Origin of the sequence: Okeania sp. (genome assembly GCF_035285525.1) — a bacterium.
Lineage (GTDB): Bacteria > Cyanobacteriota > Cyanobacteriia > Cyanobacteriales > Microcoleaceae > Trichodesmium.
This window is the reverse complement of record NZ_JAYKGW010000179.1, coordinates 26,690-45,425: the sequence shown is the minus strand read 5'-3', so window position 1 is coordinate 45,425 and position 18,736 is coordinate 26,690. Positions and strand designations below refer to the sequence as shown.

10 protein-coding genes and 1 pseudogene are annotated in these 18,736 nt (G+C 37.6%); 2 read left to right on the top strand and 9 right to left on the bottom strand.

Annotation, left to right across the window (positions count from 1 at the left end; all coding sequences use genetic code 11):
- Positions 1–510: 510 nt before the first annotated feature.
- The 3 genes from VKJ25_RS17520 to psaA form a co-directional block, all read right to left on the bottom strand.
- Positions 511–1,092: a hypothetical protein gene (locus tag VKJ25_RS17520; RefSeq protein WP_324237923.1), complete on the bottom strand. Its 582-nt coding sequence runs from the start codon at positions 1,090–1,092 to the stop codon at positions 511–513.
- 390 nt (positions 1,093–1,482) lie between these two features.
- Entirely contained in the window at positions 1,483–3,699 is a 2,217-nt protein-coding gene (gene psaB, locus VKJ25_RS17515; protein WP_324237922.1) for a photosystem I core protein PsaB, read from the bottom strand.
- 105 nt (positions 3,700–3,804) lie between these two features.
- Positions 3,805–6,066: a photosystem I core protein PsaA gene (psaA, locus tag VKJ25_RS17510; RefSeq protein WP_324237921.1), complete on the bottom strand. Its 2,262-nt coding sequence runs from the start codon at positions 6,064–6,066 to the stop codon at positions 3,805–3,807.
- A gap of 760 nt (positions 6,067–6,826) precedes the next feature.
- Here psaA and VKJ25_RS17505 point away from each other — a divergent pair.
- Positions 6,827–8,101, top strand: coding sequence for a hypothetical protein (locus VKJ25_RS17505; protein ID WP_324237920.1), 1,275 nt, complete (start codon positions 6,827–6,829; stop codon positions 8,099–8,101).
- A 131-nt stretch (positions 8,102–8,232) separates the two neighbouring features.
- Here the strand turns inward: VKJ25_RS17505 and VKJ25_RS17500 are convergent, their stop codons facing one another.
- The 6 genes and pseudogenes from VKJ25_RS17500 to VKJ25_RS17475 form a co-directional block, all read right to left on the bottom strand.
- Entirely contained in the window at positions 8,233–8,787 is a 555-nt protein-coding gene (locus VKJ25_RS17500; RefSeq protein ID WP_324237919.1) for an IS607 family transposase, read from the bottom strand.
- 120 nt (positions 8,788–8,907) lie between these two features.
- Positions 8,908–9,111 carry a hypothetical protein gene (locus VKJ25_RS17495; RefSeq protein WP_324237918.1) on the bottom strand — a complete coding sequence of 68 codons (204 nt, stop codon included), beginning with the start codon at positions 9,109–9,111 and terminating at the stop codon, positions 8,908–8,910.
- A 172-nt stretch (positions 9,112–9,283) separates the two neighbouring features.
- Entirely contained in the window at positions 9,284–10,792 is a 1,509-nt protein-coding gene (locus VKJ25_RS17490; protein WP_324237917.1) for a site-2 protease family protein, read from the bottom strand.
- A 505-nt stretch (positions 10,793–11,297) separates the two neighbouring features.
- Complete coding sequence (locus tag VKJ25_RS17485; RefSeq protein WP_324237924.1) at positions 11,298–11,750, bottom strand: tetratricopeptide repeat protein; 453 nt, start codon at positions 11,748–11,750, stop codon at positions 11,298–11,300.
- Positions 11,742–12,893 (bottom strand): annotated as a pseudogene (gene dxr, locus VKJ25_RS17480) (1-deoxy-D-xylulose-5-phosphate reductoisomerase); the annotation flags it as partial. The gene VKJ25_RS17485 and the pseudogene dxr, both read right to left, overlap by 9 nt.
- Before the next feature lie 816 nt (positions 12,894–13,709).
- Entirely contained in the window at positions 13,710–17,564 is a 3,855-nt protein-coding gene (locus tag VKJ25_RS17475; protein ID WP_324237916.1) for a VPS10 domain-containing protein, read from the bottom strand.
- A gap of 607 nt (positions 17,565–18,171) precedes the next feature.
- Between VKJ25_RS17475 and VKJ25_RS17470 the strand changes: the two genes are divergently transcribed.
- Entirely contained in the window at positions 18,172–18,294 is a 123-nt protein-coding gene (locus VKJ25_RS17470; RefSeq protein ID WP_324237915.1) for a hypothetical protein, read from the top strand.
- Positions 18,295–18,736: the final 442 nt, after the last annotated feature.

The window sequence follows — 18,736 nt, the reverse complement described above, 5'->3', positions numbered from 1 at the left end:
ATGTCCGAAAGCTTGAAAAAAACGGTCTAAAAATATTTGTGCCTCCCCTTTTTCATCTCCAGTGATGTGTTGTTGACAGAAAATGACAAAATTGTAGAGATTTTCGGTAGAAGTTGACATGATAATTTATAAATATAGATTTAGTGGAGCTGCACATGAAAGGGCGTTGCTAAATCAAGAGATAAACTTGAGTAATTTGTTTCTAATACTTATAAAATACTTAACTAGAGCAAATAATAAGTATCATCCTTAGTAAAAAATCATCCAACTACCAACGCCCATGAAACAATGATAATAAATTTTCATCGGCAGAAGATTCTTTGCTTATAAAAAAGAAGGTTATTTTCTCATAGAAAGAAAAAGAAACAAAGAATAAATAAAGACGTTCCATAGAACGTCCCTACAAGGTTTTAAAGTCATCTATCTAAAAAGTATTGTAGAAGTTTTCAACATAAAGTTTTATATTCGTAGTCCAAAAGCAAGTTCTAATATGAAATAGCTTTTTTTAAACTAATTCATTTCTACATTATATGTTTCTCCAACAGTTTCATAAATATAACCTGGAACTTTTTTATCAACTCTCCAGTATGTAAAAATCTTTCCTTCAACAGTGCTAATTTTTGCGATTCCTTGACATCTATTATCGTCCCTATTATCAAGAAATGAATATTCTTCAACGTTACCCAGTTCTTGATTACACTTAGTAGGATATAATTCGCCTTCGAGTCCTTTTTTAGTTTTATAAGAACTTCTTGCTTGTCCTGTTTCGCAAGCTTCTTGATAGGAAAGTAAATGTTTAATCTTCAGGTCTCCATCTTTGCTTACTAAAGTTCGTGGTTTTTCTTGATGGAAAAGAGAGTAAACAAACCAAACTAGAATAAATATTATTAACCATAAACATCCCGAATATCCCCCTTTATTTTCAGTCTTGGTGCTTTTTCCTCTATCAACCCTTTTTTCCCTTGTTTCTTGTTCTCTTGCACGTCTGTTAATCTCTTCTTTGATATCACTCAATCGATCCTCCAGATCGTATATGTTTTCACTTTCTGAGTTCCATCTTTCTCTTTCTAATCTTGTTTTTTCTGTGTCCAACCAATGATCAGATTAATTTCTGAAATAACTCATCTTTTTCTATATTTTGTACAACATTACTAACTTTATAACTAAAAAAAGGCGATCGCAATATTTATAGTTATCCAAAGCTTATAGCGGTTTTCATTAACATAGAATACAGCTATCATATCTGTAATTATTAAACTTCAAAAATATTTATATTTTGTCTGTAGTCTACCTTTGTGAAAACCGCTATAAACTGTAAAACCAAAGACTGTCAACTCATCCCATCAGTTAATCTGTAGATCCGTGGGCAAATCTCTGTCTGCCCGATGCTCCCAGTCATAACGCAAAAAAACCTCCACCAAAAAAGGTAGGAGGTTTAACTTAATTAATCTACTAAACCAGAGTTCAGCTAATCTCTAAAAACTAACCGAACTTACCAGCAGTAGAAGCTATCAAGAATGCAGCGTAAGTTATAACATAACCCGCAGTGAAGTGAGCTAAACCAACAACACGAGCTTGAACAATAGAAAGAGCAACAGGCTTATCCTTCCAGCGAACCAAGTTAGCTAGAGGAGTACGCTCATGTGCCCAAACAATAGTTTCAATCAACTCTTGCCAATAACCACGCCAAGAGATGAGGAACATGAAACCAGTTGCCCAAACAAGGTGTCCAAGTAAGAACATCCATGCCCAAACAGACAAGTTATTAGTTCCATAAGGATTATAACCGTTAATTAACTGGGAAGAGTTCAACCACAGATAATCACGCAACCAACCCATCAAATAAGTAGAAGATTGATTGAACTGAGCTAAATTATCTTGCCATACAGACAAATTCTTCCAGTGCCAGTAGAATGTTACCCAACCAATGGTGTTTAACATCCAGAACATAGATAGGTAGAAAGAGTCCCAAGCAGAGATATCGCAAGTACCGCCACGACCAGGGCCATCGCAAGGGAATGCGTAACCGAAGTCTTTCTTGTCTGGCATTAACTTAGAACCACGAGCATCCAACGCACCTTTAACCAAAATTAAAGTAGTTGTATGCAAACCTAGAGCGATCGCATGGTGAACCAAGAAATCTCCAGGTCCAATGCTTAAGAACAGAGAATTAGTACCACTATTGATAGCTTCTAACCAATTTGGTAACCATACAGCACCAGCAGTGGAAGCAATACTATCAGAGTTAGATAATAAAACATCCATTCCGTATAAAGCCTTCCCGGAAGCAGCTTGAATGAACTGAGCAAATACTGGCTCAATCAAGATTTGCTTTTCAGGAGTGCCAAAAGCAACCACTACATCGTTGTGTACATAAAGACCTAGAGTGTGGAAGCCTAAGAATAAAGAAACCCAGCTCAAGTGAGAGATGATAGCTTCTTTATGATTTAATACACGATCCAATACGTTACCTTTGTTTTGCTCTGGATCATAATCCCTTACTAGGAAAATTGCACCGTGAGCAAAAGCACCTACCATGATGAAACCAGCAATATACTGGTGGTGGGTGTAAAGCGCAGCCATTGTCGTGTAATCCCTTGACATGAAAGCATAAGGAGGCAAAGCATACATATGCTGTGCTACCAAGGAAGTAATTACACCTAAACAAGCTAGAGCTAAAGCTAACTGGAAGTGTAGAGAGTTGTTGAGAGTTTCATACAAACCTTGGTGAGGCAAGTTGAACTGACCTTCACTCTTACCACCAACTAAACCAGCTTTAGAATCAAGCATTTCTTTGATACTGTGACCAATACCAAAGTTAGTGCGGTACATGTGACCAGCAATAATGAATATAACTGCGATCGCCAAGTGGTGATGAGCCATATCAGTCAACCACAAGGACTCAGTTTGAGGATGGAAACCACCCAAGAAAGTTAAAATTGCAGTCCCCGCACCTTCGGAAGTACCAAACACATGATTAACAGTGTCAGGATTTTGAGCATAAACGCCCCAATTTCCTGAGAAGAACGGGCCTAAACCTGCGGGATGAGGCATAGTTGTGAGGAAGTTATCCCAACCAACGTGCTGTCCGCGAGATTCAGGAATTGCAACGTGAACTAAGTGACCAGTCCAAGCTAAGGAACTAACACCGAATAAACCTGCTAAATGGTGATTTAAGCGGGATTCAGCGTTTTTGAACCAGGCTAGGCTCGGACGGAAACTGGGCTGGAGGTGTAACCAACCAGCGAACAGCATGATGGATGCCAAGATCAGGAGGAAGATGGAACCCTGATACAAGTCTCCGTTTGTTCTCATGCCGATGGTGTACCACCAATGGTACACACCAGAATATGCTATATCTACTGGATTAGAAGCTCCAGCTTGGGTAAAGGCATCTACTGCACCTTGACCAAATTGAGGATCCCAAATCGCATGGGCGATGGGACGTACATTCAGAGGATCTTTAATCCACTGTTCAAAGTTTCCTTGCCAAGCAACGTGGAACAGGCTACCAGAAGTCCAGAGGAAAATGATTGCTAGATGGCCGAAGTGAGAAGCAAAAATCTTTTGGTAAAGATTTTCTTCTGTCATACCATCATGGGTTTCAAAGTCATGGGCTGTAGCAATCCCGTACCATATCCGACGAGTGGTTGGATCTTGTGCCAGGTCTTGGCTGAATTTTGGGAATTTTGTGGCCATAAATCTTTAATATCTAAGCCTTGCGAGCCTTTGAGAATTTAGATTAAATTGGGGATTGAGGATAAGTCAATCCCCAAGGAAGAATCTTAAAAATGCTATTGCATTCTATCCTACTGAAATTATTCTAGCCAGGAAGAATGCCCAGGTTGTAGCTATTCCGCCTAGGAGATAGTGAGCTACTCCTACTGCCCGACCTTGGGTGATGCTTAAAGCACGAGGCTGAATTGCTGGAGCAACCTTTAACTTATTATGAGCCCAAACAATAGACTCGATCAACTCTTGCCAGTAGCCACGACCACTAAACAAGAACATTAAGCTAAATGCCCAGACAAAGTGTGCGCCTAAGAACAATAAACCATAAGCAGACAATTCTGAACCGTAGGATGTAATTACGTTTGATGCTTGTGCCCACAAGAAATCACGCAACCAACCATTGATTGTTATTGCACTTTCAGCGAAGTTACCGTAGGTAATATGACTTACTGTACCATCTGGGTCTACTGTTCCCCAAACATCTGACTGCATTTTCCAGCTAAAGTGGAAAATTACAATTGACAGAGAATTGTACATCCAGAAAAGACCTAAGAACACATGGTCCCAACCGGAAACTTGACAAGTACCACCACGACCAGGACCGTCGCAAGGGAAAGCAAAGCCCAACTGACTCTTATCTGGAATCAGACGAGAGTTACGAGCAAACAGTACACCTTTGAGTAAGATTAGAACTGTAACGTGGATAGTAAAAGCATGGATATGGTGAACCATGAAGTCCGCTGTACCCAATGTGATTGGCATCATTGCCACTTTCCCACCTACTGCTACTAAATCCCCACCAAAAGCTGGACTCACTGATGCTAACGCATTAGGAGCAGTATTGCCAGGAGCCAAAGCATGAATATTTTGTACCCACTGAGCAAATATTGGCTGTAACTGAATAGCACTATCAGAGAACATATCTTGGGGACGACCAAAAGCTCTCATTGTATCGTTGTGGACGTATAAACCAAAGCTATGGAAACCTAGGAAAATACAAACCCAGTTCAAGTGAGAGATAATTGCATCCCGGTGACGAATGACTCTATCCAGAACGTTGTTAACATTCTTGGCTGGATCGTAATCCCGCACCATGAAAATAGCTCCATGGGATCCTGCTCCCACAATCAAGAATCCTCCAATCCATACATGGTGTGTGAATAGGGATAATTGAGTTGGGTAGTCAGTAGCAATATAGGGATATGGTGGCATTGCATACATGTGATGCGCCACAATGATGCTTAGAGAACCTAACATAGCCAAGTTAATTGCTAACTGAGCGTGCCAGGAAGTTGTTAAAGCTTCATATAGACCTTTATGACCTTCACCACCGATGAGGAGTGGATCTTTATGAGCTTCTAAGATCTCTTTCATGCTGTGACCAATGCCCCAGTTTGTCCGGTACATGTGGCCAGCAACGATGAATAATACCGCTAATGCTAAGTGATGGTGAGCTGTATCAGATAACCATAGGCCACCTGTTACAGGATTTAAACCACCTTTAAAGGTTAGGAAGTCAGCGTATTCTCCCCAATTTAATGTAAAGAATGGAGTTAAACCTTTAGCAAAACTAGGGTATAACTCTGCCATAAAGCTCTTATCAAAGAGAAATTCATGGGGTAGAGGAATATCCGCTGGTGCTACCCCAGAATCTAACAACTTGTTAATAGGCAGAGAAACGTGAATCTGGTGACCCGCCCAAGATAAGCAACCTAAACCTAGTAAGCCTGCTAAGTGGTGGTTCATCATTGATTCTACGTTCTGGAACCATTCCAACTTAGGTGCTTTCTTGTGGTAATGGAACCAACCTGCAAACATCATTAAGGCAGCCATTACTAAGGCACCGATCGCTGTGCAGTATAGTTGGTACTCATTGGTGATCCCAGAAGCACGCCATAATTGGAATAATCCAGAGGTGATTTGGATACCATGGAAACCACCACCCACATCACCATTTAAAATTCCTTGGCCAACAATTGGCCAAACAACTTGCGCACTTGGTTTAATTCCTGTAGGGTCTGTTAACCAAGCTTCATAGTTGGAAAATTTAGCGCCATGAAAATATGCGCCACTCAACCAGATAAAGATTACGGCCAGGTGGCCGAAGTGTGCGCTGAAGATTTTGCGCGATACATCTTCTAAATCAGAAGTGTGACTATCAAAGTCGTGAGCGCTAGAATGGAGGTTCCAAATCCAGGTGGTGGTTTTTGGACCTCTGGAAAGAGTACGACTGAAGTGACCAGGCTTACCAAACTTTTCAAAGGAAGTAGGTACGGGGTCAGTATCAACGGTTACTCTTACCTTTGCCTCGCGCTCTGGAGGACTTATGGTCATGAAGACTCTCCTCTCCCAAAGACAACTAACTAAATTATTGATGTTGTAGACACTGATAAAAGTTGTAAAGAATTATCAATATCTTTTGCATATTTGCAGCTTTTAACTGCTTTTTGCTAGAGTGCAACACCACACTCTTTGTTTCTGCCAATACTATATAGTATTTTGGCATAAATATCACAGGTACATAGACATTGGTTTTACCAATTCACTGTAAATGCGACGTTCTTTAGGTGATTATAGACTTGGTTCAGAAGTTTAAGTTCTATGTTTACAATTATTAAAATTTCTTGATAAATAATTAATAAATTATTGTTTATAGCTCACAGCAAGGAAAAAAAGTCAAGATATATCCCCTAAAATTTTACAAAACTCAAAGTTGCAGAGGGCAGAAGGTAAAAAGCAGAGGTCAGAAAGCAGAAGACAAAGGAAAAACAAAGCTTTAAGGGGAAAATGAAGAGGGAAAAGGTTTCTTGCTCACTGATGATCCGGACATGATATTATTTGTGAGACTATATTTCCTGGTAAAGTTACAAACCTATATTCATAATAACAATGTTGGCGTTAGTTAATTGACTGTTGTTAGCTAAAGGTCAAAAATATAGACTATCCTAGAAAAATATATACAAACTGTCTAAGATATGAAACAATCAGGAATTTGCAGAAAGATTAAGAGTTAGTGTCAAAACTTTACAGATAAAATTATCATTGACTATAGAAAAAAATCAATGTTAACTCTCAATTTATAGGAGTACCGAAAGTGTTTGGCATAAATTTGCAAAGAATATATCTGAGAAAAATTATCGCATTCCTAATTACAGTAGTTTTAATATCTGGTTTAGTCGGTTGTAGCGATCGCCTCCGAGAATTACCGAAAATTGGTCTTCAGAAATCTGAAGCCATTTCTCCACCTAAAATATCTGAAGTTTCCCCACCAGAAATAATTCAATTATTACGTCAAGCAATAGACAAATACCAACCTCAAATCAAAATACAAAACCCGCAACCAGATCAAATATTTGAAGACAATGATATTCCTCTGGAACTTGAGGTTCAAGATTTACCTATATTTAAGTCTGATCTAGACTTAGGACCTTATTTAGAAGTAATCTTAGACGATCAACATTACACAAAAATCTATAACCTAAGTGAATCTATTGTACTATCAGATTTAGAAGCAGGTACTCATACTCTCAGGGTTTTTGCCTGTAGTCCGTGGGATGAAAGTTTTAAGAATCAAGGTGCTTACGCTCAAACTACATTTCACGTTTTTACTAAGACCCCAAATAATAATCCTACTCCTGACTTACCATTGTTAACTTATAATAGTCCGGTAGGTAGCTATGGTGCGGAACCTATTATGGTTGACTACTATCTTAATAATATACCTTCACATTTGATAGCACAAGCAGATATAGAAGATGAGATAGATGATTGGCGGATTCGTATTACTGTTAATGGAAGCAGTTTCATTACTGATCGATGGGAATCAATATATTTACAAGGATTTGATCCAGGAAAAAATTGGATAAAGTTGGAGTATATTGATGAATTTGGTAATCCATTTAATAATGTTTATAATAATACTACTCATTTGATTACTTACGAACCAGGTAAGGAAGATAATTTCAGTAAAATAATTCGAGGAGAAATTTCACTCCAGGAAGCATTTAGTATTGTTGACCCGGAATATATCTACGAGGAACCGCAACCTGAAGTAACTTCTGAAGTAGAGTCAGTTACTGTAACTGAATTTATAACTGACGAAAATGATGATTCTGAAACGGTAATTAATCTAGAAATTGAATCAGAAAATATCCCTGATGTAGATAAAAATTTAGATGATTCTGATTGGGAAATCAACTCAGAGATTGAATCAGAAAATATCCCTGATGTAGATAAAAATTTAGATGATTCTGATTGGGAAATCAACTCAGAAATTGAATCAGAAAATATTCCTGATGTAGATAAAAATTTAGATGATTCTGATTGGGAAATCAACTCAGAAATTGAATCAGAAAATGAAACCGAATAAACTTATGTATTAAGGAATAAATATAAGTGGGATGGGCATCCTGCCCGTCCAAAAATATCAGGAACAGGCAAGAAGCCTCCATACACAAATATAGCCATTTAACAATCGAGACTTCTAGCAATTATAAGTTCTTAGTTTAGTTCTGAGTAATTTGTGGATATTTCTGGGTCATTTTTAATTTGAGTTTTGTATTTTCTCAAGGCAGAAACTCTGCTAGAAAAGTAATGCAATATAGCCAAAATATCCTCAATAATTTCGGATTCTGGAGATAAACCTTTCGTGTTCAAAACTATTAAATCACAGTTATTTTGTTCACAAATCCAATTGAATAAGTCAAACCCAAATCTAGCTAATCTATCCTTATGGGCAACTATAACTCGCTGCACTTCTCCTTTTAAGATTTGAGACAACAGGTTCAACAGTTTTTGGCGCTTAAAATTTAAACCACCTCCTATTTCTTTAATAGTTTCAGCATTAGGGTATAAACTTTGAAGTTCTGCTACTTGCTTATTTAAGTCTGATTTTTGAGCATTGCTTGACACACGACAGTATAGAACGGTTTTTCTGTTAGTTATCGGTGTTTTTTTGATATAGGAGTCAATATCATAGCGCCTTTGTCCTGATGGTGTTTTAATGGCATTTATTTCTCCATTTTGTTCCCATCTAACCAAAGTACGTACATCCACTCCTCATATTTCAGCAGCTTCTCTTGGTTTGACAAATTTCACCACGTCATTAATTGAAGTAACTATCATATAATAACGCTTTGTGACGTAATGTCAATTAACAAGACTCGTGCAAAGGTACTAAGGTACTATATAGGGCTGGCGTATGGAAATATAAAAGTGTTTGCTGGTAAAGATTTCAGCCTTTGCAGATACTAATAAAGTACCAGCTTTTGGGTGATTCCAGTACGGTTCCTGATCAATCAAAAATCTAGGATTTTGGGCAAGAAAGGGGGTAGAAAATAAAGAGAAAATTCTTCTGGCTACTTCTTCTATGATTCCCATTCCTCCTAGATTCTGGATTCTGGATTCTAGCTCCTCCCCACTACTAAAAGATTTTTACGGTTCCCGATAAATCAGCAAACCCTATATATAGATTTAAAAACTATTGCGCAACAGTTTTAAGCACTATATCTAGGGTCGTTGCGTAAGTTCTCAATTAAGTGATTTTTTCCCGCTAACCACCAATACCCAACCTACCAGCTAAACCTGGAGTTAGAGGAAACAAAGTAGCGATCGCTAAAAACAAAGCTAACAAACATAAAGCAGCACGAGCATCATCAGGTTCAGTTAATTCATTTAAACAAGGGCGTTCTAAATTTCGTTGTAATACCAGAATAATAATTCCCCAATAAAACGCTAAAGGATTAACAAAAGAAGCGATCGCCAAGACTACAAAAGTCAATAATGTTGCTCTACCTGCAACTTTCCGACCATAAATTGCTTGTATAATTCTACCACCATCTAACTGACCCGCTGGCATTAGATTAATTGCTGTAATGAGCAAACCCAACCAACCCATTATTGCTAGTGGGTGAACATCTACTATATTTTGATGTACTGCTGGACCTAAAATCACCCGTGCTAAAGTTCCCACTAAAACAGAAGCTCTAAAAAATTCTGATGGCATTTGAAACAAACTGCCTTCATGGGAAAGCAATAAACCCCCTAATAACATTGCCAAAGAAATTATACCTCCCACAGCAGGTCCGGCAAAAGCGACATCAAACAGAACTTTTCGGTTAGGAATGATTGACTCAAAACGGTTAACAGAACCAAAACTGCCAATTTGCCAAGCAGGAAGAAAAAACGGCCAACTAAAGCTAACATTATGACGTTTTGCCAAAACTTGGTGAGCTATTTCGTGACCTATCAAAACTATCCACAAACCAATAACAATAGGTAATGCTTCCTGATATTTTATGGGTTGATTAAAAAAGTCGAACCCTAATAATAATCCTCCTGCTTCAAAACTGGTAGCAATAGTTCCTAGTAAGAGAAGAACTGCCAGAATTTTTTGTGATGTGGTAGCAGGTTGAGGGTCATTTTTACTTGGTAAAATAATTACTACTGGTTTAGCTTCTGGACTTTCTAATAAAAATAGTCGGTAGCGATCGCCTAGTTTTTCTGCCAATTTTGCTGATAATTTAGTATGAACTTGTTCTGAAGCTCCTCGTAAATTTCCTTTGAAAATAGCTCCTTCTTGATAAGGGATAGTTTCTGTGGCAAAAAAGGTATCAATACCAAAAATGTCTTTTATTTTTTGTAAGTCTTGAGTAGGAATAGGAAGAAATTCGGGAATTTCTTCAATGTTTTCTGTTTCCTCTAGATTTGATAGTGGAGTTTTTTCTTCACTTAAATCAGATGTTGAATAGTTATTAATAGGATCAATTTCCGGTTTATTTTTTGCTTCTTGAGCTGCTATTATTCGTAATTGCTTTCCTAAATAAATGTACAATCCTGTACAAAGTATTAGCAGAAATAAAATCAATACTAAATTCAGATAAATTCCTGCAGCAAACAGAGCGAAAAATAGTAGCCAAGGTAACATCAAAACTACTGATTGTAACCAAGATAAGACGCCCATTTTACCATAAGGTTTGGCTCTGTAGTATCCCCAGCCCAAAATTACAAGAGCAATGAAAGCTACTATAACTATGGTGGTATTTTCGGATGTGGTATACATAGTTTATTAATGGATAATTGATAATGGATAATTGATAATTATTTTTAGAGAGACCTCACCATCTCACCCTTCGGGAAGCTGCGTAACGACCGCTTTCTTCCTTGAAAAGGGAGTTTTTCAACCTGAATTATTTAATTATTAATTATTCGGTAATAAATTTTCTATAAGAAATCGAAAAATATTGTGTAATTAACAAAGGGAATATTTTGCTTATAGTTTTTCTCAAACTTCTTTTGTGAGGTACACTTAAGTGCTTAAGCAAAATTAATTAATTGTGTATTAACTTCTCAATCCCTCAGACTTAGAGACGAAAATATATACAAATAATTTTGCACAATTACTTATTTTTTTCTTTTCCTTGCGTTTTTCATATTCTCTTAAACCTAAATTTTTGTACCTCACTAAATACGCCCACCTTTTCCCTATTTCCTATTTCTTTATTAAAGATCAGATCAGCTTACTCCTGTAGTAAATTTTTTACAGTTTCTGGGTCTTCATAATTACTTCAATCCTGGGAAAATTTATAATTAGAGTTGAGTCTAATTGCTTTATTATAATCAGTTATTGCCCCCCAATTGTCGCCAATTTTTCGCAGTGTATTTCCCCGACTATGATAAGCTTTTGAATTGGTTGAATCTATTTGAATTGCCTGATTATAATCAACAATTGCTCCTTGATAATCTTCTAATTTATCCTTAACATTACCTCTGCAAATATAAGCATCTATATGAGCAGGGTTTATCTCTATTGCCCGATCAAACTCTCTTAAAGCTGATTGATAGTCTTGTGCTTCATATTTAGTTAATCCCCTTTGATAACAATTGTTAAATTGTATCCGATCATTTTCTGTTAATTTTAGAATACTTCTGTCTAAATTATTTTTTTTCCCATTTAATTTATTTTTACTAGAATAGTTGACACTTGTTAGAGAATTATTTCCAATACTTATTGCTGCCAAAGCCTCTTTTCTTGCCCATTGGTCTGCAGCTAAAATATCATCTAAGCTAGGTTTTTTTTGATAACTTGAATTATGCTTTGCACATACATATTCAATTAATTTAGGAATACCTAAAAACGGAATTTTTTCTGACAAAAATAATTCTACAGCCTGTTCATTGGTTGCATTCAAAACTGCAGTCATAGAACCACCTATACGACCCATAGAATAAGCCAACTGAATGCAAGGATATTTCAAATTATCAGGTTCCTTGAAAGTCAGACTTCCAGCTTTAACTAAATCTAACTGTGCCCAATCAGTATAGATTCTTTCCGGCCAAGATAAAGCGTAAAGTAGAGGTAAACGCATATCCGGCCAACCCAACTGAGCTAAAACAGAAGTATCTTGTAACTCAATTAAGGAGTGAATTATACTCTGAGGATGAACCACAATATCAATATTGTCATAATCCAACCCAAACAAATAATGAGCTTCAATAACTTCCAAACCTTTATTCATCATTGTGGCAGAATCAACAGTAATTTTTCTACCCATTGACCAGTTAGGATGTTTAATAGCATCTGCCACTTTGACTTTTGATAATGTCTCAATCGGCCAATCTCTAAAAGCACCACCAGAGGCAGTTAAAATTATTCTGCGTAGACCCCCTTTAGGTATCCCTTGAAGACATTGAAAAATTGCTGAATGTTCTGAGTCTGCTGGTAATAATTTGACTCCATGTTTTTTAATTAAAGGATTAACAACTGGACCTGCGGCAATAAGTGTTTCTTTATTTGCTAAAGCAATATCTTTACCTGCTTCAATAGCAGCAATAGTTGGTAATAAACCAGCACAACCAACAATACCTGTGACGACTGCTTCTGATTTACCATATCTGGCTACTTCTGTCACACCATCCTGGCCAGCAAGCAATATAGGTTGAGGTTCTAGGTCGGCAATGGCCTCTTGGAGTTCGGTAAATTTGGACTCATTGTTAATAGCAACAATTTGAGGGTGAAATTCTCTGACCTGTCGGGCTAATATTTCTACGTTACTTCCGGCTGCTAACCCCACAACTCTAAATTTGTCTGGGTTGTGAGTTACAATGTCTAAGGTTTGAGTACCAATGGACCCTGTAGATCCTAAGATTGTAATTTCTTTCATATTTTTTTTAGGAGGTTGTCCATAATTATACTATACGATCCATTGGTCATTTTGTCTTAAGTAGTTGTAGAATATTATAGGACTTACACATGACCGCTATTGGTAGGGTGTGAAAGCGCTCGCGTAACGCACCAAAACTCTATAGATAGATAGTGCCTTTGCGTAAGTCCTGATTAATTACATATATTTAGGGCTTGCTGATTTATCGGGAACCGTAAAAGTCTTTTAGTAGAGGGAAGGAGTCAGGAGTTAGGAGAAATGGGGATTATCAACAGTTATAGAAGTTTTCATTAATTTGAACATCGAGATTCAGAAACCCGGTTTCTTCAAGAAACCGGGTTTCTGGGTATTGGGCTAAAATCCCTATGGTTTTTTGATTTTTTTTATTCAGTCCGATTTTTTGGGAACCGTGCATCCGGCTCGTGTCAGATAAATCAGAACTAAAGCCATGTGAACCCAGAAACCTGGTTTCTCGTGGACGTCTATTGCTCAAAACAAAGATTTATCCTAGAAACCAGGTTTCTTTAGGTAATAAAGCGGATTTCACCAGGCATGAGGAACACTCCCATACGGGCAAGATGCCCGCACTACAATGTTTCCAAAATTTATCTTGTACCTCATTTACCGGAAATATGCTGTATCATATCCGGTTGAATAATTAGATTTTGGTGGCACGAAGGCAGAAGGCAGAAGGTTTTCTCCTATTGTCACTTTAATTTTATAGAACCGCGTGCAAAGATACGGTTAGGTTTCTATACACGCTCCGATGCTACCAGACATGATATGAGTAAATGCTGACTGCTGATTGCTGATTGTTCAAAGGCGATATAACTTAGTATCAAATACTGGCTCTAGCTCAACTCCTCGTTGATTTTCTACAAAGGATTTGAACTGCTGATCTGGAAAGTAGATGAATACTTCTTCATATTTTTCCGCTAGTTCCGGTATATTAAAATAAGTGGAAAATTCAGTTGCCTCAAGATCATTTACGAGTTGGAACTCAACGTCTTTATTTACCAAATGACTCAGACCTAGGACGAAACTGTGGCTAGCTTGACTAATAACAATTGGATGATTGGCGACATTAATCAGTGGAGCCATCTCTATATTTAAAGCATTTGCTGTTTTGCCTTGTTCTAGGTAATCCCAACCTGGTGTTTTGGTGATCGCAATGGCAGAGATAATTCCAACGAAAACCATTGCTAGATATGCAGATCTCCACAAGAATTTTTCCCAAGCGGGGAATGTAAATATCATACACTTAGCCAAGAAATAGGCTACAGAAATTTGCATAAATAATATAGAAGGAAGTAGATATCTAGATTGCAGAGAGCGCCCACCACCAAAAATTAGATCGGCAGTTACTAGAACTAGAGGTGTCAGTGCAATTGATATCACTACTAATGACCAAACTTTTCTGGGTGTAAATCGAATCAGAAAGTATAAAGAGATAACAACCAGACCAAAGATTAAATAACCGAAATAAGACTCTATTTTAGGAACAGAATTATTCCAATTTAAAAAGGAATCACCTAAGCTATTGAGCAAACCTTTGATCAGAATAGAAATATTAGAGTTTCGACTACTTACCCATTGTGTCTTTTCTTGAATTTCATCAATACTTGTCAAAATCACAATTATCCAAGGGAGAAATGCAGCAAAAGCAACTGACAGACTGACAATAAAGGGAACTAAGTAGGCTCGAATTTCCTTGAGGCCAAGGGAAAGTAGATACAAGCAGTAACCAAAAGCAACAAATACAAAAAACAGGTGTGAATAGAGACCGACGATGAAAGTCAGTGTGCAAATTACCCAACTTAGTTTATCATTTTTCCTCATAGCACGCAGAAGTGCTATAGTACAGATTAAAGTAGCAAGTCCAAAAAGACTATACTGACGGGAAGCTTGAGATAGTAGAATTTGATAAGGTGAAACACTAATTAGTCCAACTGCCATCCACCCTACTGATCGCGAACCGAAAAGCTCATAGCAAAGCCAATAAACAGCAGGCAAACAAGCAAATCCAAGGATTACAGATAAAACTCTGGCAGCAAAAGGAGTTTTGAAGGTTGATATTACAAAACGAGATAGGAGGTAGTAGAGAGGTGTGTGTTCTGAGTTACCTGCTAGTGCGGACATAGTGTCTGGTAAACCTTTAGCAGATGTTGGAACTTGATAGGTGAGAATTTTTTCTGCACTAATAATCTTTCCATTAAAAACTTCTTCAACAATTTGATCTCGGTTATAACCTGCGATTCGATAAAAGCCTCTAACTTCATCAGCATTGTAAGGCTTTTGATCTAAGTTGGCGAAAGAAAACAAGATGCGCAATACCAGGATCGCAACGATCAAAACTTTCCAACTCATCTGGATAGAGGGTTCACGTTGCTGATACTGATGAACTTGAGGTTGATGGAAAGATAGAATGTTTGTTCTGATTAACTTTCGGTAGATAACTATCCCTCCCACGATCGCCACTAACAGAACTACAACTTTTTTCAATAAACTTTGATAGACATATAAAACTACCCGAAAATTGCTGAGAAAATCTGCTTCTCCCATTGATTCATAATTCTGAATGGCTAAGTTTTCGTGGCTCTTGCCATCGTTTGTTAATTCAAATATTTCCGAAATTGCTGAACCAAAGCTGTAGATAGTCCTGTCGTTAATGTAGTTTGGTGAAAAAACAATGGGCTTTCCTGATGAAGGAACGGTGCTGATTCTGGATGCTGGTAATGAAGCATCTGTAATTTGTTTGAATGACTGCCCTCCATTTTCACTTTTGTATAACCCAAAACCTTGCACACTGACAACAAGTGTTTGATCGTTATCATAATTTGGTGAAATAGCAATAGCTTCCAAAGCAGGTGAGTTCGTATCTATTCCAGGTATAGTGAATTGCTGGTTCCAAGTTTTTCCTCCATCCTGTGATTTAAAAAGACCTTGATCCCTGGTACTAACAAATAATGTTTTATCCTGTGCAAAGCCTGGAGAAATTACTATCTGCATCTTTCCTGCTTGCGCTAAGGCTATATTTTCGGTGATAGCTTCCCAGTTTTTGCCACCATCGGTACTTTGATAAATCCCCTTGTTTCCAGTTACATAGATAGTGCGATCACTGGCAAAATTAGGGGATAGGACAATAGATGGACCATAGTTGCCTCGAAGAGAAGGAACTTCTCCAACTTTTTTAAAGTCTTGACCTCCATTTTGAGACTGATAGATATTACCACTTTGAGCTAGGGTGTAAACATTCTTGTCGTTTGAGAAGTCTGGAGAAACACCTATGGTGAGTCCACGTTCTTCTTTGGGCATGGAACTAACTAACCAGGAAATACCCCCATCCTGACTGGTTGCGACTTTTGTCCAGAGTAGTGATGCCCATAGTGTTTGATCTTGGTCGTAGTTTGGAGAAAAAGCAACATCAAAGTAGCGACGAGGATCGTAGTTTGGTTCTACTGATTCAAAGTTCCCAGTAAACCAAGGTAGTTGGAGACCTTTTTGAGCAATTTTCCAAGTTTTACCACCATCCTTGCTGAGATTAATGTTGCCAACGTAGTCCACAGTTGCTAAGGTTGAATCATTAGAAACTGCCATTGCCACAACCGTACTCCTAAGTATGGTTTCTAAGTCTTGCCATTTTTGCCCCCGATCTTCAGATTTGAACAGACCATCAAAACCTGCGAGGAAAGTCACGCTGCCATCTGGAGAAAACTCTAGCTGGGTAAAATTAGGTTGCTTCATTTGTTGGGCTTGGACATCAGTTTTGAGTCCCTGAGTTCTTGGCTGCCATTCTTGACCATCCAAGTAAAATAATCCAGTATTTGCTGTGGAAACAAACAGTTGTGGTTCATTTTGGGAGCTTGGAATAATTTTGAGATCTTGAACAATTTCATTGGCGATCGGATTTGCCTGTTTTGTCCAGGTTTTGCCTTGGTCAGTGGTTTGAAAAATACCTTGGGTTTCAGTCGCCAACCACATTGAACCGACTGTTTGACCGACCATAGACTCAATAGCAACAATTGGAGTATCTAGTGGGAGACCAGATGCAGTGCGCTCGCGTTCTTGCCAAGTTTTTCCACTGTCGCGAGAAACCAAGAGTTCGTTTGTATTGGCAGCAATAACTAATTTGCCATCATTAGAAAAACCTAAAGCTTGAATAGGATTTTTACTTTGGAAGACCTGTTGCCAACTATCCCCAGAATTTTGAGTTAAGTAGAGTCTATCGGATATACTTGCTAGAACAATTTTTGATGAAGTTGGTGAAACACTTATGTAGTCTATAACAAGTTCATCTAAACCTTCGCTGGTATTTTGCCAGGTAAGTCCTTTATCTGATGAGCGATAGATACCGTCTCCTTCTGTTCCTAGAAATGCTAAACCATCATTTTGCCGACTGAACTCCAAATCTGTAATGGAGAAACTAGAATAATCTAAACCCTGAGTAATGCGCTGCCATGAAATACCTCCATCAGATGAACGATACAGGTTATTTCTAACAACAATTAATACTGTCTGGTCTTGTTGATAATTTGGTGATAGTTCAATATGTGTGACAACATCATGGGGACGATGAGCCACTGAAATACCCATATTTACAAGTAGTGCCATGAGGAAGGCAACTAACACTAATTTAAGAAATTGTATGATTCGCGAAAGGCTTTTAGTCATCAAAATTATTTCCCTAAATTGGACTTCTACCAAATCCGGTTATAATAAACTGAATATCTGGGGGGAGACTGCCTGTAAGTCTTACTTAACAATGGTTTTAGACAACATTCTTCTGATAGATACTATCTTCAATTAGCCTTCATATTGGGAATATTAAGGATAAATTAGGGTATTCAGGCATCTAGTCAGTTAGTACCTTAAATAGCCCATCCTGACGTCTAATTTTTGCTAGATAGAGGTTGACTGAAAAGCTTATTCCAAAAGTTTTTCAGCTTACTTTTTACCTTCCTCCAGACTGAATACAAAATTAAAACTATAAATCCTTAAAAAAAGTCTATTTAGCCTCTCATTTGAGTTTAGAGGGTGAAGGAAAAATATAGAACTTGTAGAGACCCTGTAGAAATACTCGTGATGGTATCTATTGTGGAAAATTTCTTGAGGATGAATAATTAAAAATACAGCGTTTCGCTGTGGGATTAAACTATCAATATCCTTTGAAAATTATCAATAAATATAAGGAATAATAGTGGAATTTCTCCCACCGTACTCACTAGAAATACAACCAGCACCAAGATTATGGTATTTGATAGATAACATGCCCTAGTCAATGAAGATTTTGAAACTCTTTGAAGATATAGAAGAAGTTTTAGTATATTGTTGTCATGTATTAAAAAAAATGACTTCAGAAGTCAAAAAATTAACTAATTATCATTGGCTAGTTTATGAGTAATTTTTATCAGCTTTTCTAAACCGGATTTAGTATAATATTTAGGACTTACGCAAAGGGACTATATATAGGGTATCGGTGCGTTACAAGATAGGCTTTTTCGTATAGGGAATGCTCCGCTTTCCATGTCGCGCAGCGTTTTCGTATAGGGAATGCTGCGTTTCCATGTCGGCTCAAGCGCCGTTAACGGAGTTATACGAAGCGCAACAACGCACCCTAATAATAAGGTTCATGGGTAAGTCCTGATATTGTAATAATTTCCTACGGAATACTGGACAAACAGCCGTCAGCTAGCTTCCTTGGTCGAACTGGGCAATTCAACTATTAGCTATTAGCTATTTATTGCTTTTGGTTGCACGATAAAAGCTTTCTTTGAACCACATTTTTAAGAGTGGATATTGAAGTATCTCCAATTAAATATTACTACATTTATTGAAGTCTTATT